The organism is Tahibacter harae, assembly GCF_024437735.1.
In the GTDB taxonomy this organism is placed as follows: Bacteria; Pseudomonadota; Gammaproteobacteria; order Xanthomonadales; family Rhodanobacteraceae; genus Tahibacter; species Tahibacter harae.
In genome coordinates this window covers 201926-216285 of the sequence record NZ_JANFQO010000005.1, presented here as the reverse complement: position 1 = coordinate 216285, position 14360 = coordinate 201926, and the positions used below count along the sequence as shown (strand labels likewise).

General features: G+C 68.7%; 14 protein-coding genes and 2 pseudogenes. 10 read left to right on the top strand and 6 right to left on the bottom strand.

Translation table 11 applies throughout. The annotated features are described in order from the left end of the window. Positions 1–75: 75 nt before the first annotated feature. Positions 76–579 carry a GNAT family N-acetyltransferase gene (locus NM961_RS07360; protein ID WP_255913305.1) on the top strand — a complete coding sequence of 168 codons (504 nt, stop codon included), beginning with the start codon at positions 76–78 and terminating at the stop codon, positions 577–579. 115 nt (positions 580–694) lie between these two features. On the opposite strand, the gene NM961_RS07355 is transcribed toward NM961_RS07360, so the two are convergent. Next, positions 695–2092, bottom strand: coding sequence for a GGDEF domain-containing protein (locus NM961_RS07355; RefSeq protein WP_255913304.1), 1398 nt, complete (start codon positions 2090–2092; stop codon positions 695–697). Positions 2093–2401: 309 nt separating this feature from the next. Between NM961_RS07355 and NM961_RS24375 the strand changes: the two are divergent. From NM961_RS24375 to NM961_RS07340, 4 genes and pseudogenes are all read left to right on the top strand, one after another. Continuing rightward, positions 2402–3271, top strand: a pseudogene (locus tag NM961_RS24375) (NupC/NupG family nucleoside CNT transporter); the annotation flags it as partial. 171 nt (positions 3272–3442) lie between these two features. Continuing rightward, positions 3443–3883, top strand: a pseudogene (locus tag NM961_RS24370) (nucleoside transporter C-terminal domain-containing protein); the annotation flags it as partial. Between the two features lie 4 nt (positions 3884–3887). Beyond that, entirely contained in the window at positions 3888–4214 is a 327-nt protein-coding gene (locus NM961_RS07345; RefSeq protein ID WP_255913295.1) for a hypothetical protein, read from the top strand. Positions 4215–4249: 35 nt separating this feature from the next. Beyond that, on the top strand, positions 4250–5224 hold the full coding sequence (locus tag NM961_RS07340; RefSeq protein WP_255913293.1) for a ribokinase: 975 nt from the start codon (positions 4250–4252) through the stop codon (positions 5222–5224). A gap of 138 nt (positions 5225–5362) precedes the next feature. Here NM961_RS07340 and NM961_RS07335 read toward each other — a convergent pair whose 3' ends face one another. Then, positions 5363–5890: a hypothetical protein gene (locus tag NM961_RS07335; RefSeq protein ID WP_255913292.1), complete on the bottom strand. Its 528-nt coding sequence runs from the start codon at positions 5888–5890 to the stop codon at positions 5363–5365. A gap of 285 nt (positions 5891–6175) precedes the next feature. On the opposite strand from NM961_RS07335, the gene moaB reads away from it, so the two are divergent. Beyond that, entirely contained in the window at positions 6176–6694 is a 519-nt protein-coding gene (moaB, locus tag NM961_RS07330; RefSeq protein WP_255913291.1) for a molybdenum cofactor biosynthesis protein B, read from the top strand. A gap of 121 nt (positions 6695–6815) precedes the next feature. On the opposite strand, the gene NM961_RS07325 is transcribed toward moaB, so the two are convergent. After that, entirely contained in the window at positions 6816–9458 is a 2643-nt protein-coding gene (locus tag NM961_RS07325; RefSeq protein ID WP_255913289.1) for a hypothetical protein, read from the bottom strand. A gap of 185 nt (positions 9459–9643) precedes the next feature. Here NM961_RS07325 and ppk2 point away from each other — a divergent pair, with 185 nt between their 5' ends. Beyond that, a complete protein-coding gene (gene ppk2, locus NM961_RS07320) occupies positions 9644–10420 on the top strand; it encodes a polyphosphate kinase 2 (protein WP_255913288.1) in 777 nt (258 codons plus the stop codon). A gap of 246 nt (positions 10421–10666) precedes the next feature. Here ppk2 and NM961_RS07315 read toward each other — a convergent pair whose 3' ends face one another. Genes NM961_RS07315 through NM961_RS07305 form a run of 3 tightly spaced genes read right to left on the bottom strand, consistent with a single transcriptional unit; the run spans position 10667 to position 12677 of the window. After that, on the bottom strand, positions 10667–10939 hold the full coding sequence (locus NM961_RS07315) for an acylphosphatase (protein ID WP_255913287.1): 273 nt from the start codon (positions 10937–10939) through the stop codon (positions 10667–10669). Then, positions 10936–11409, bottom strand: a complete 474-nt coding sequence (locus NM961_RS07310) for a TlpA family protein disulfide reductase (protein ID WP_255913285.1) — start codon at positions 11407–11409, stop codon at positions 10936–10938. Before NM961_RS07310 ends, NM961_RS07315 begins: the two co-directional genes overlap by 4 nt. Further along, positions 11406–12677 carry a YihY family inner membrane protein gene (locus NM961_RS07305; RefSeq protein WP_255913281.1) on the bottom strand — a complete coding sequence of 424 codons (1272 nt, stop codon included), beginning with the start codon at positions 12675–12677 and terminating at the stop codon, positions 11406–11408. Before NM961_RS07305 ends, NM961_RS07310 begins: the two co-directional genes overlap by 4 nt. Before the next feature lie 86 nt (positions 12678–12763). On the opposite strand from NM961_RS07305, the gene wrbA reads away from it, so the two are divergent. The 3 genes from wrbA (at position 12764) to NM961_RS07290 (ending at position 14355) form a co-directional block, all read left to right on the top strand. Continuing rightward, the gene (wrbA, locus tag NM961_RS07300; protein WP_255913280.1) at positions 12764–13363 is read left to right on the top strand and encodes an NAD(P)H:quinone oxidoreductase; all 600 of its coding nucleotides are present in this window, start codon (positions 12764–12766) and stop codon (positions 13361–13363) included. Further along, the gene (locus NM961_RS07295) at positions 13360–13704 is read left to right on the top strand and encodes a DUF2069 domain-containing protein (RefSeq protein WP_255913279.1); all 345 of its coding nucleotides are present in this window, start codon (positions 13360–13362) and stop codon (positions 13702–13704) included. Before wrbA ends, NM961_RS07295 begins: the two co-directional genes overlap by 4 nt. Before the next feature lie 84 nt (positions 13705–13788). Next, positions 13789–14355: an RNA 2'-phosphotransferase gene (locus NM961_RS07290; protein ID WP_255913277.1), complete on the top strand. Its 567-nt coding sequence runs from the start codon at positions 13789–13791 to the stop codon at positions 14353–14355. The last annotated feature ends 5 nt before the right edge of the window (positions 14356–14360 follow it).

The following is a 14360-nucleotide window of genomic DNA, read 5'->3' as shown; positions in this document are numbered from 1 at the left end:
CAGCAGTCCGCCGCCCGCATGCTACGTTGCGTCATCCCTGTGCGCCGGAACGCCCGCTTCGGGACTCAAGCCTGCATGTCGAACTTGCCTCTCCAACTGCGCCTCGCCCACCTCGCCGATCACCCGCAGTACCAGCCCGAACTGTGCCGCTGGTTTGAAACCGAATGGGCGGACTACTACGGCCCGCAAGGCCCTGGCGATGCTGCCGCGGACCTGGCCGCGTTCGCACAACGCGAACGCCTGCCGCTGGCCCTGATCGCCCTGCGCGGCGGCGAGCTGTGCGGCATCGCCGCGTTGAAAGCGGAATCGATTTCCAGCCGGCGGCAGCTGACACCCTGGGCCGCGGCCGGACTGGTCCGCGCCGATCTGCGCGGCCAGGGCATAGGCGCGCGCCTGATCGCGGGGCTGGTGGCGGAGGCGCACCGCCTGGGCCATGCCCGGCTCTACTGCGCCACCGCCGGCGCGCATACGCTGCTGCGCCGCGGCGGCTGGCAGTGGCGCGAAACGCTGGATCACGACGGGCACGTGCTCGGTTTGTACGAGATCGCTACGGCCTCAGCTTCCGCAAGCGGCGACTGAGCGCGACGGGAGCAACGCTCAGCCGCCGCGAACACCGCTCGCCTTTATCCACATTGACAATCCGCACGGCGACGTACCAGCGCCCCGCGCGCAGCAACAGGGCGCGCCGCAGCCCTCAGGAAATGGTTGCGAACGAATTCCCGCGGGCCGCCACCACGGCGTTGCGGCCCGCGTCCTTGGCGCGGTACAGCGCCTGATCGCAGCGCTTGAGGCAGTCTTCCAGCGGTTCGCCGGGCTGGATCTCGGCCACGCCCAGGCTCAGGGTGACGCGCAGGCCGCGCACCGGCGTGGGCATGCGTTCTATGCGCGCGCGCAGTTCCTCGGCGCGGCGGCAGGCATCCATCAGGCCTACGTGCGGCAGCAGTACGAAGAACTCCTCGCCGCCCCAGCGCGCGGCGTGGCGGTTGTCGCCCTGCAGCTGTTCCAGTTCCTGCGCCGCGGCGGCCAGCACCTGGTCGCCGACGCCATGGCCGTGGGCATCGTTGATGCGCTTGAAATGGTCGATATCGGCCAGGATCACGCTGAAACCGCCCTGGCCGCGGCTGGCCTTTACCGCCTGCACCAGCATTTCCAGCATGGCGCGGCGGTTGAGCAGGCCGGTGAGGCCGTCGGTCAGCGCGGCCTCGGCCAGCAGGGCTTCGACCTGCAGGCGGTTCTCGATCTCGGCCTTGAGCTGGTGCGTGGCTTCCTCGATCGCCCGGGTGCGTTCCTCGACCCGGCCCTCCAGCGTGGCATTGGCCCGGGTCAGCGCAGCCAGCGCGGCCTCGCGCTGGGCCGAGGCTTCGCGCAGGCGCTGGGCGGTGGCGTCGAAATCGGCGATGACACGGTCGAATTCGTCGCCTATCGGCAGCTGGTCCACCGGCAGCGGCTCGCCCGCGGCCAGGGCCTGGCAGCGCTCGCCCAGCGAACGGATGCGCCGCTGCAGGCGCTCGGCCAGCAGGCGCGACAGCACCAGTGCCAGCAGCACGCCGAACAGCAGCGCGCCCAGGGTGGACAGGCGCAGCAGGCGCAGGCTGCGCTGCAGGCTTTCCGCATTCAGACGCACACCGACGACGTAGCGCTGCGGCGCAGCGCCGATCGCGCTGAGCGCGGTCAGGTCGGCCCGCTCGCTGGCGGCCACGCGGATGTCGCTGATCACCGCGCGTTCTATGCCGCGGCGCAACAACTCGCTTTCCTCGATGGTCAGGTAATCGCTGCTGGCGGCGCCGGCCGATGGCTGGCTGGTCGCCAGCACGCGCAGGGAATCGCTGCGCGGTTCCACCACGTAGGCGCCGGAAAGATCGGGGTTGATCGCCACGGCGCGGCGCAGGCGCTGGCTGAGGCGCTCGCCCGCGGCCGAATCGGCGCGGTCGCCGAAGGCGCGGATATCGTCGATGTCCAGCGAGGATTCCAGCAGCCGCGCATTGTCCAGCAGGCGCTGGCCGACCGCGTCCAGCATCTGCCCGGACACCGCCCAGTACATGTAGGCGCCCAGGGCGCCGGCGCCAAGCAGGATCACTGCCAGGTGGCTCAACAGCAATCGTCGCTTGATCGTGAGCACACTTCCCCCTGCGCCGCCACCCCGAACGGCAGACCGTCCCCGAGTATAGGCCAGCTGCCGCGGGCCGTACTGCGGCCTCGCGTCAACAATCCGCACGTCCGCCGGCGGCCGCCAGGCGGCGTTCCGCGCTGCAGCGAAACCCGTCAAATCGCCGCGCCGGCAGGCACTTGGCAGCGCCCGTCACGGCGTGGCCGCCTTGCCTCGCCATTCGGGCTTGAACTACGCTCGGCCAACTTATGCGGCGGGGTTTCTCCTGACCGCCTTCTCGGGTTGGGGAAAATCATGCTGGATGCCCTTGGGCAAATTCTGTTCGGCTTTTTCGGGCTGTTCGTACTCGTCATGATCGCGTTCGCCTTTTCCAGCAACCGCCGCGCGGTGGACTGGAAACTGGTGCTGACCGGCATTTCGCTACAGATCCTGTTCGCCGCCTTCGTGCTGAAAGTGCCGCTGGGCGCGCTGATCTTCGACAAACTCGGCAAGGGCTTCGTCCACCTGCTCGAATTCAACCGGGTCGGCTCCGAATTCATCTTCGGCAAGCTGCTCGATGCCAATGCCTTCGGCTTCATCTTCGCCTTCCAGGTGCTGCCGACCATCATCTTCTTCGCCGCGCTGATGGGCGTGCTGTATCACCTGGGCGTGATGCAGCAGATCGTGAAGGGCATGTCCTGGGCCATCACCAAGGTCATGAACGTATCCGGCGCGGAAACCACCTCGGTCTGCGCCAGCGTGTTCATCGGCCAGACCGAGGCGCCGCTGACGATCAAGCCCTACCTGGAAAAGATGACCGAGTCGGAACTGATGACGGTCATGATCGGCGGCATGGCGCATATCGCCGGCGGCGTGCTGGCGGCCTATGTCGGCCTGCTCGGCCAGAACGATCCGGCGGAGATGGCCAAGTACGCCAAGCACCTGCTCGCCGCCAGCATCATGGCCGCGCCGGCGACGCTGGTGCTGGCCAAGATCCTGATTCCGGAAACCGGCGAGCCGCTGACCCGCGGCAGCGTCCGCATCGAGGTGGAACGCCACAGCGCCAACGTGATCGATGCCGCCGCCACCGGCGCCGGCGACGGCCTCAAGCTGGCGCTCAACGTCGGCGCCATGCTGCTGGCCTTCATCGCACTGATTGCCACGCTCAACGCACCGCTGCAGTACCTGGGCACCATCGTATGGCCGCGCTGGGGCGTGGCCGCGGCCGGCATCGGCGGCGTGCTGCTGATCGCCGGCGGCATGATGCAGTTCCGCCGCCATCGCGCGGCCCGGGCCGGCGGCTATTCCGGTCTGGGCGTGGGCCTGTTCGTGCTGGGCATCTGCAGCCTGCTGCTGACGGCGGCGGCCGTGGCGGCCAACGGCGGCACCATCAACGACTGGCTGTCCGCGGGCAAGACAGTGCCGGTGAGCCTCAGCCTGCAAACCATCCTCGGCTACGTGCTGTCGCCGATCGCCTGGCTGATCGGCGTGCCGTGGCAGGACGCCGTGCTGGTCGGCAGCTTCATCGGCGAAAAAGTCGTGCTCAACGAATTCGTCGCCTACGTGGACCTGTCCAAGAACATGCACCTGCTGCAGGAGCACAGCCGCGTCGTCGCCGCCTACGCCCTGTGCGGCTTCGCCAATTTCTCCTCCATCGCCATCCAGATCGGCGGCATAGGCGGCCTGGCCCCGGGCCGGCGCGGCGATCTGGCGCGGCTGGGCCTGCGCGCGGTGCTGGGCGGCTCCCTGGCCACCTTCATGACCGCGACCATCGCCGGCGTGCTCAACCAGCTCTGAGGACATGGCGCAGCGCCGCTTTGAAGACCGCATCAACGCCCTGTCCGACCAGGACTGGGCCTGGTGGCCGCTGCTGACGCTGCGGCCGCCGCGCACACAGGCGATCAGCGAGGCGCGCCTGCTGCTGATCGCCCTGCTGTTCGGCGGTTTCTGCGCCCTGGCCGGGCTGCTGCTTGTGTACCTGGTGCTGGGCGAGCTGCCGCCGGATGCCGGCGCGGCCGTCGCCGCGGCCTGCCTCGCGGTGTTCTATCTCGCGCTGCGCTTCACCCTGTTCCTCTGCTGGAACCGCCGCGCCGGGCGACTGGCCGCGGCGGCGGCGGAACGGGACTAACCACGCGGCCCTGCCGCCTCGCCAGGGATTTACCCATGTCGCGCGTCGTCGTCGTCGGTTCCTACAACCAGGATCACGTCTGGAGCGTGGACCGCTTCCCGCAGCCGGGCGAAACCCGCCGCGGCCAGGCCTTCGCCACCGGCCCCGGCGGCAAAGGCTTCAACCAGGCCGTGGCCGCGGCGCGCCAGGGCGCCGACACGGTGTTCATAGGCGCCCTGGGAGACGACGACCTGGCCCGGGTCGCGCGCGCGCTGGCATCGGCCGAGGGCCTGGATGCGCGCTGGCAAACCGTGGCCGGCACGCCTACCGGCTCCTGCGCCATCCTGGTCGATGCGCAGGCGCAGAACCAGATCGTGCTCTACCTGGCCGCAAACGAGTGCCTGGAAGCCGGCCACGTGCAGGCGCAGGCCGACGCCTTCGCCGCGGCGGCCGTGCTGCTGGTGCAGCTGGAAACCGGCCTGGAACCGATACATGCGGCCCTGCAGGCCGCCCCGGCGCAGTGCCTGCGCCTGCTCAACCCCGCCCCGGTGCACGCGCGGCTGGACGCGCCCCTGCTCGCCGCCGCCGACCTCATCACACCGAACGAAACCGAATTCGCCGAGCTGCTGGCGCGCTTCGCCGGCGTGGAACTGGCCGCCGACGCCATCGCCGGCTGCAGCGACGCGGAACTGCACGCGCTGTGCCGGCGCCTGGGCCGGGCCAGCGTGATCGTCACCCTGGGCGCGCGCGGCTGCTTCGTCTCCCACGCGCAGCGCGAGCGCCACCGCGACAGCGAGGACTGCTACCGCCTGCCGGCCGAAACGGTGCAGGTGCGCGACACCACCGGCGCCGGCGACGCCTTCAACGGCGCGCTGGCGGCGGAGCTGGCGCTGAACCCGCAGCAACCCTTGCGCCGCATCCTGCGCCATGCCGGCCGCGCCGCGGCGCTGAGCACGGAACGGCCCGGCGCCGCGACGGCCATGCCGACGCGGCAGCAGGTGCTGCAGCGCTTCGGCGCGGCCGCGGATTGACGCGGCGGCGAGCGCAAACGCAGCGATCGACGGAAGGCTACGCCGCAGCGGCCGCGGTCCAGCGGCGCCCGAACTCCAGCGGCGCCCTGGCCGTCGCTGAAATCCGACGCGTACCTTCAATAACCGGCGCCGCCCACATCAAGAATCGGCCGCCGCCGCCGCACCGCGCCATTGCGCCGGAATCGGCTGGCCGGCGCGCTCCAGGTGGTAGTACAGCCCGACGATGCGCCAGCGCCCTTCCTGTTGGTACAGGTGCACGCTGTTGATGCCGGTGAAATCGGCCGCGCCGTCCGGGTCGGCGGTGCGCGATTCCACCGTGGCGAACACTTCGGCGAAGGCGCCGTAGCGGCGCGTCTCCCGATGCACCTCGCGCTCCAGGAACGGCCGCGGGCTGGGCTGGGCCTGGCGCGCGATGAATTCCGCCGCACTGCGCCGCACCAGCACCAGACGGCCGTCCTTCTCGGCCACGCCGTAGACCTGGGCCGAAGGATCGAACAGGGCCTCCAGCGCGGCCTTGTCGGCGCCTTCGCCGGGACCGTGGGACAGGGCGCGCCAGAGCGCGCTCACCGCCGCTTCCGGCGTCGCCGGCTCGGCCGCGGCGGCGGCGCTGGCCAGGGCGACGAAAGCCAGCAGAAAGCGGCGCAAGGCATGAGCAGATGCAGTCATGGCTGGAATTGTTTTCTCGGCTGGGGAACACAGGGCCGGCGGCTGCACCGGCGTTTGTTAAAGAGACGAAAAGCGGTGGCGGAAACTCGCACTCCGTCACACTGGCCAATGCGCCCAGCCTGAGCTAGTGTCCGGCGCCAACAGGACCGCCGGGCGCTGCGCCGTCTTCCGTCGCCGCGCAGCGCCGCGTTCCCTTGCCGCCGCGCCGTCATGGATTCCCGCTGCGTGCCGGAGCCCTGCAAAATTTCCTCAACGGCATTACCCGACCGAGCGCCGCGCCCACCGATGACCGCCCAGACCGAATTCCGTCCACTGAGCCTGTGCCTGCTCACCGTCTCCGATACCCGCACGCTGGAAACCGACAGCTCCGGCGATTACCTGGCCCAGGCCCTGGCCGCGGCCGGCCACCGCCTGCACCAGCGCCGCGTGATCAAGGACGACAAGTACCGCATCCGCGCCGTCGTCGCCGAGTGGATAGCCGACGAGGCCGTGCACGGCATCCTGGTCAGCGGCGGCACCGGTTTCACCGGCCGCGACACCACGCCCGAAGCGGTGGAACCGCTGCTGGACAAGCTCATGCCCGGTTTCGGCGAACTGTTCCGCGCCGTCAGCTTCGAGGAAATCGGCACCTCCAGCCTGCAATCGCGCGCCTTCGCCGGACTGGCCAACAATTCCTTCGTGTTCTGCCTGCCCGGCTCCACCTCGGCCTGCCGCACCGCCTGGGAAAAACTGATCCAGCCGCAGCTGGATGCGCGCACGCGCCCGTGCAATCTCGCCGGGCTGATGCCGCGGCTGCGCGAATGATCCGGCGGCCGGCGCTGCCGCGGCAGTGGCTGCGGCGGGCCGGGCCTATCCAATGCCCTGACGCCCGCCGGGTTGCGGCGGGCGTCGGGCGCGCCAGGAACATCCGTGCGATCGGCCTGCGCTAGCGGCGCGCGACGAACTCATAGACGTAGTGGCTGCTCTGCTTGTTTTCCCAGCCGGCGAGCCGCTCGTAGGTGCGCTTCCAGAACCAGAGATAGCGGGTGCGCCGGAACAGGCGGAACTTGATCTTCTTGCCACGCACGATCTCCACGCTTTGCGCGAAAGCCGGCTTGACCAGATAAGTGCCGTCGGGGAACTGCTGGAAAATGCCGGCATCGGTGACGGCGCTCGATTCCTCGATGTTGTTCCATTCGCGGCTCAGGTAGCGGCGCTGGACACCGGCCCCTTCCGCGAACGCGCTGGGCCACGGATTGGCCGCAACTCCGCCGCCGTCGTAGGAATGATCGGCGACCGACTGCAGCAGCGAATAGTGATTCGGATAGCGCGCCCGCGTATCCCAGGGTGTGCCCGAAAGCGTATTCGCGACCGGCAGCACCATGCCCGTGGCCGACAGATACGGCGTGCACATGCCGGCGAGGTAAGACAGCCCGCCCGGATGCTGGCCGCGCATCAGGTGCTTCTGGCTGATAAGAAGCTTGGCGGCGCGCCAGCGGTTGTCGCCAAGATCGAAGCTCTTGAGCAAGGATCCGACGATGACGCCGCTGGGAGCGAAACCGCCGTCCGGCGCCACCGGCAGAGGATTGCCGCAGGCCGAGTTGGCCGAGACCACGCCATCGTCGATGCCCGGCAGCAGCAGTTTCGTCAACGTGGTGTAGTTGCCGGTCGGATGGCCGCCGGCGACGGTGAGCGTGATGACCGGAGAACCGCTCAGCACCGGCCCCCACACCCGTTGGGCGACCACCGGCATCAGGTCGGTCAGGATCGAGCGCTCCAGGAAGTCCGCCACGTTCTCGCCGGGCCTGGCCGCAGGCGCCGTCTCTGCGCCTGCCGCTTCCCGCGTAACGGCGCACAGCGCCGGGGTGGCGAACACTTCGCTGACGAGCCTGCACAAGTGCGTGCCGCCATCGGAAGGCATCAGCGCGCGGGAGACTGCCAGCGCCGCCGTGGCGAGGCGGCTGCCGGATATTGCTCCGCTGAATGCCACGTGCACGCGAATGTGCTTGAGCAGGTCCTTCATGCGCGAGCCATAGTCGCCGCGCTGGACCGCGCCGAACGCCGAGCTGACCAGCAGGCCTCCGGTCGAATGGGAAATGACGACGCAGCCGTTGGCACAGAACGGTCGTCGCTCGTTTGCCGGAAAATTGGGCGGTGTCACGACGTTCTTGTTGTAGGCAATCGCCTCTGCAACCTGCTGCAGGAAAGCGTGCTGCGCATAGACCAGGCGCTGGTTGCTCGACCAGGCGACGATCAGATAGCGGTTGTACTTGGGCCGGTAGAGCGGCCCCGGATCGCCGCTGGAAGCCCACCACTGCCAACCGGTGAGCGGATCGGGCGTCGGGCCGGGAACCGACAGGTGTTCACGGATATGGTCGCGCCAGTAGCGCTCCGCGTACTGGCGGAAATAACCGGACGAATCGGTGAACTCGTGCGCATCCTGCGGCCAGCGGAGCTTCGCCGGCGCGTAGTTGCCGATGTAGTTCTTCAGGTGATCGGTAGCCAGCCCGTGTACGTAAATGACATCGCGGCCGTCGAACGGCTGGTCCCCGCGCAACTGCTGCGCGCAACTGGCGATGTCCCAGCTGCCGCTGTCGAAGCGGCGCCAGCAGATGTCGTCGGGAATGGAAATCGCAGGGAACTGGAACGGCATCCTGGAGTTCTGTGCGGCAGCGAGCGCGGCGCCCCGGCCCTGCTCGTAGCGTTCCAGGGTTTCCACGGCGGCCAGGTCGCGGTCCGACGGCGGTGCGTCCACTTCGGCGGGCAGCGGTTCTTCGCCTATCGACGGCGTGCACGGCTGGCTGTCGCGGAAATCGCCGGTGCGCGTGTCCTTGTCCGGGTAAAGCTGCGACAGCAGGCCGCGTGTTTCGGCGACTTCCGTGGCCGCTTCCACATCGATGGCTTCCGCCGGCAAGCCCTGCTCGGCGCCCTGATCGCAGGGCGGTTCCGGAGGGGGCGCACCGCAGCAGGCGGCGGCGCTGCAGCGATGGCGGAACGGGTGGATCGGATCGCTTTCGTCCACGCAGGCAGCGTCTTCAAAGCGCAACATTTCCTGCGGTGCGGGACAGGCGGCGCCGTAGTTGCGCTGCTGCCATCGGGGATCGAAGAAGACATCCGGCCCGGGAGCGGACGCCTGCGTGAACAAGTGGGTGACCAGGCGCGTGCTTGCGCAGGCGGCCGCGCGCTCCGGATTCGGCAAACCGGTATGGGCGGTGCCGCCCGGCAGCGAATCGTCCGCGCCCGCCGCGGCGGAGCAGTGCATCAATACGGCAAAGACGGCAGATAGCACACGGGCTGACCGCAGTGGACGGCCAGAGTAAACAGCTCTCATCGCAGCGACTCCGAAAGAAAAAGGGAGACCGCCGGATGCGGGGCGTCCGGCTGCCGCGGCGAATCCGCTGCGCAGACGGACGCGGTAGCCGCCACACGCGAGGTTGGAGGGAGTGCGGCCGGCGGTGCGCCTAGACTGGGCAACAGCGCTTCCCGGCGCGTCCGTAAAATTGACGAACCCGCCTCCGGCACGAGTCCGGCGGCGGCGCGGGAAACTTCCCGATGCTTCCACGCTTCGGCCAGCGGCGTATGCACGCATTCACTACGTCACGCCCGCATCGTTCGCCGGCGATACGGTGTGGGCGTGCTTGCATGGCAACGGGCGTGGACAGCCCGGTCTATGCCACACTCAGGCCGCGGCGAAATCACAGGCCGCAGCGCACGCACGCCCGGCTGCCGCGAACGGCGCGCACTACCATGCTCCCCCGACGCAAAGGTGCTCGAATGAGCGATATGAAGCGCAAGGACTACGAAGCCGCGCTGGAACCGCTGCAGCGCGAATTGCTGGACGCGCAGCGCTGGCTGATGGAGGAAGGCAAGCGTCTGGTCGTGATATTTGAAGGCCGCGACGCTGCCGGCAAGGGCGGCGTGATCAAGGCCATCACCCAGGTGCTGAATACGCGCGGCTTCCGCATCGTCGCCCTGTCCAAGCCCAGCGAGGCCGAGCAGGGACAGTGGTATTTCCAGCGCTATATCAGCCATCTGCCCAGCGCCGGCGAGATCGTGCTGTTCGACCGCAGCTGGTACAACCGCGCCGGCGTGGAACAGGTGATGGGCTTCTGCAGCGATGCGCAGTACCGGCAGTTCCTGCAGCAGTGCCCCGTGTTCGAGAAACTGCTGACCGATTCCGGCACGCTGCTGCTGAAATACTGGCTGACGGTGGATCAGGCCCTGCAGGAAGAACGCTTCGCCGAACGCGCCGCCGATCCGTTCAAGCGCTGGAAGATCTCCCCCATCGACATTGCCGCGCGCGAAAAATACGCCGAATACGGCAAGGCCCGCGATGCCATGATCGCCGCCACGCACACGGCCAACGCGCCCTGGTTCCTGGCCGATTTCAACGACCAGCGCCGCGGCCGCCTGAACCTGATCCGCCATCTGCTGGACTGGCTGCCCGATCACCAGGAGCCGGAAAAGCCGCTCAAATTGCCCAAGCTGAAAGGCAAGCCGGGGCGGGAGAACGTGGCGGATGAGGGGCGCTGGATCAAGGCGCGGTGGTAGGGGTACGGGATTCTAGACCCGGGTCCGGGATTCGAGACTCGGGCACGGGATTCGGTAGCGGAGGCCAGCGCTTTCAGGGATGCGAAACCCGGCCCAGGGTATTCATGCTCCGGCCAACGAAGCTGCGAACTCCCTGTCCCCCAAGCGCGTTCCGCGCTTGGGGGACAGGACTTTCACGGCGCCGCTTCGACATTTCCGAATCGCACAATCCTGAATCCCGCAATCCCGAATCCCGAATCCCGCATCTCAGCCCGTAACAAACCCTTGCCGATCTTCCACCGCAATCGCTTCCCGCTGCAGACTGTCGACCCGCGCCATCGGCGGCCCTTTGCGCAGCCATTGCTCCAATGCGGCGATTGCCGCGGCATCGCCTTGCGCATGCACTTCCACCCGTCCGTCCGGCAGGTTGCGCGCGTAGCCGCTCAGGCCCAGGCGCAGCGCCTCGGTGCGCGTGGAGGCGCGGAAGAACACGCCCTGGACGCGGCCGCTGACGAGGAAGCGCGCGGCTGTCGTGCTCATTTCAGCCCGGTGGCGGCGCGCAGCGCGGCTTCGTCGACGGGGCCGGTGAATTTCTTGGCGATGCTGCCGTCGGGGGCGATCAGGTAGGTGGTCGGCAGGCCGCGCGGGGTTTCCAGCGACTTGGGCGGGTCGAAGGTATCGACCTGGGCGATGGGGAAGACCACCGGATGCTTTTCCAGGAAGGCCTTGATCTCGGCCACGTCGGTATCTTCGTAGGCCAGGCCGATGGCACGCACGTTCTTGTGCGCCTTGACGAAGTTGGACAGCTCCGGCAGTTCCTTGATGCAGGGCGAGCACCAGGTCGCCCAGAAATTCAGGATTACCCAATTGCCTTTGTGGTCAGCCAGGTTGAAGGTCTTGCCGTCCAGGGTCTTGATGCTCAGCTCCGGCCTGGCCGCGGCGGTTTCAGCGGCGGACAGCGGCGCGGCGGCGGACGCGGCGATGAACAAAGCAGCGAGCAGGCGTTTCATGGGTTCTCCGGAAGAACGGGGCCTGCCGCAGCGGACCGGCCCGGGGCAGGAAATATTTCGATCAGCGGCACGTCCAGCGCCGTATGCAGATCGTTGGCCACATCGGCGATGACGCGGCGCAGCGGTTCGGGCAGGCGGCAGTTCGCGCTTTGCTCCGGCGCCTCGGTCAGCGGCAGGCGGTACAGGCCGCTGGCGTAGAGATCGAACAAGGTCACGCTGTCCAGGCTGCGCGCCAGCACCCATTCGCCGAAATCCGTGCGCCGCACCATGCCGGCCAGATGCAGGTCGGAAAGATAGCGCTGCAGCAGGTCGTCGGTGAGGAAGCGCTCGCGCTGGCGCAGATCCTCGGTGCGCAGGCCCTGGCCGGCGCGCTGGGCATCGACGAAATGGTTCACCACGCAGAGCAGGCCGGTGAACTCGTGTCCCGGCGCCAGGCGCTCGTGCAGGCCGCGGTATTCAAACGCGCTGATCGCCGCGCACACGGAAGCGCCGAGCAGCACCACCAGCCAGGAAAGATAGATCCACAGCATGAAGACCGGGATCACCGCGAGCGCGCCGTAGACCTGCTCGTAGGAGGTCACCTGGCCGAGGTAGAAGGCGAAGCCGCGCTTGGCCGCCTCGAACAGCAGCGCCGCGAGCAGCGCACCGACCGCCGCGTCGCGGGCGCGGATATTGCGGTTGGGAATGATCAGATAGCTGGCGAACAGCGCCACCCAGACGATCAGGAACGGCAGCAGGTTGAGTACGCGCGATTTCAGGCCCAGCTGCGCCTCGTAGCCGGCTACCAGCGGCAGCGCGAACAGATAGGAACTCAGCGCCAGCGCGGCGACCAGCAGCAGCGGGCCGAACGACAGCGCGGTCCAGTACATCAGGAAGCGCGAGGCGGCGCTGCGCGCCGTGGCCACGCGCCAGATGCGGTTGAAGGCATCCTCGATGCTGGTCATCAGCGAGATGGCGCTGACCAGCAGCACGACCACGCCGATGGCCGTGGCCTGGCTGGCGTTGTTGGCGAACTCGGTCAGATAGCTCTGCACCGTGCTGCCCGCGGCGGGGACGAAATTGTTGAATACGAAGGTGGTGAGATCGGCCTGCCAGCGCGCGAACACCGGGAACGAGGACAGCACGCCGAGGATGGCCGCGGTCACCGGCACCAGCGAGATCAGCGTGGTGAAGGCCAGCGCACCCGCCGATTGCGGGCAACGGTCGTCGCGGAAACGCTGCCAGAGGAAAACGGCGAAAGCCTGCAATTGGTCGCGGTCTATCCTCATTCGCGGGGCGGATTCCTTGCAGCGCACTCTGGCCGGGCGGGCGCGATGATAACCTCCGCGGGGTTTTCCGCGTGTCAAACGGTGCAATGAGCGAGATCCTGATTGTGTACTACAGCCGCCACGGCGCCACGGCCCAGCTGGCCCGCCACGTTGCCCGCGGCGTGGAAGAGGTCGACGGCATGCGCGCGCGCCTGCGCCAGGTGCCGCCGGTGGCGCCGGTGACCGAGATCGCGGCGCCGCCGGAACCGGACGAGGGCGCGCCCTATGCCAGCCGCGACGACCTGCGCGAATGCGCCGGCCTGATCCTGGGCAGCCCCACCCGCTTCGGCAACATGGCCGCGCCGCTGAAGCACTTCATCGATTCCACCGGCGCCGAATGGGCCAGCGGCAGCCTTGCCGGCAAGCCCGCCGCCGCGTTCACCTCCACCGGCACCCAGCACGGCGGACAGGAATCCACCCTGCTCTCCATGCAGCTGCCGCTGCTGCATCACGGCATGCTCATCGTCGGCATTCCCTTCACCGAGCGCGGCCTCAACAGCACGCGCAGCGGCGGCACGCCCTACGGCGCCAGCCATGTCGCCGGCGTCAGCGGCACCGAGCCGGTCAGCGAGGTAGAACGCGAACTGGCCCGCGCCCTGGGCCGGCGCGTAGCCGATATCGCCCGCCGCCTGGGAGCCACCGCATGAATCCGCGCAAGCTGGCCCTGGCCGCCTGGGCCGGGCTGATCCTGCTGCATCTGGCCTGGCACGGCTGGCTGGCGCCGCCGCAGAACGGCTCGTCGGGCCTGGCCATCGCCCTCACCGCGGGACCGCTGCTGCTGCCGCTGCTGGCCCTGCGCCGCAGCTTGGCGCGGGCGCTGCTGTGGGTGGGAATTCTGGGATTGTTCTACTTTTGCCACGGCGTCATCGCCGCCTGGGGCGAACCGCGCGCGCGCGGGCCGGCGCTGGTGGAAATCGTCCTGTGCCTGGTACTGATCGGCGCACTGGGCTGGAGCGCCCGCGGCTACCGGCGCAAGCCGCGCCACTGAGAAACAGGCCGCCGCGGCGCAGGCTGGCCGCCGGCGGCCAGTGGGGCACGGACAAGACAACACGGCAAGGAAGATACGCAAGCCATGAGCGAACCACTGCCGCCGCGCCTGGTGAAGCTGAGCAAATTTCTCAGCCTGATCCTGCGCCACCAGCCCGAAACCATAGGCCTGACGCTGGACGCCCAGGGCTGGGCCGACATCGCCGAGCTGCTGCACAAGGCCGCCGCCGCCGGCCGGCCTATCGAGCGCGAAGACCTGGACCAGGTCATCGCCGACAACGACAAGAAACGCTTCACGCTCTCAGCCGACGGCCTGCGCCTGCGCGCCGCGCAGGGCCATTCCACGCCGGTGCAGCTGGACCTGCCCGCGCGCACGCCGCCGCAGCGGCTCTACCACGGCACGGCGACGCGCTTTCTCGACGCCATCCTGGCCGAGGGCCTGAAGCCGCAGGCGCGGCAACATGTACATCTGTCCACAGATATCGCAACCGCACTGGACGTGGGCAGCCGCCACGGCCGCGCCGTCGTCCTGGGCGTGGATGCCGCCGCGATGGAGGCGGCGGGCTGCCGCTTTTTCCAGGCGGACAACGGCGTGTGGCTCACCGCAGCGGTGCCGGCGCAATTCCTTCGCCCGCTCGATGCGGAAGCCTGAGCGCC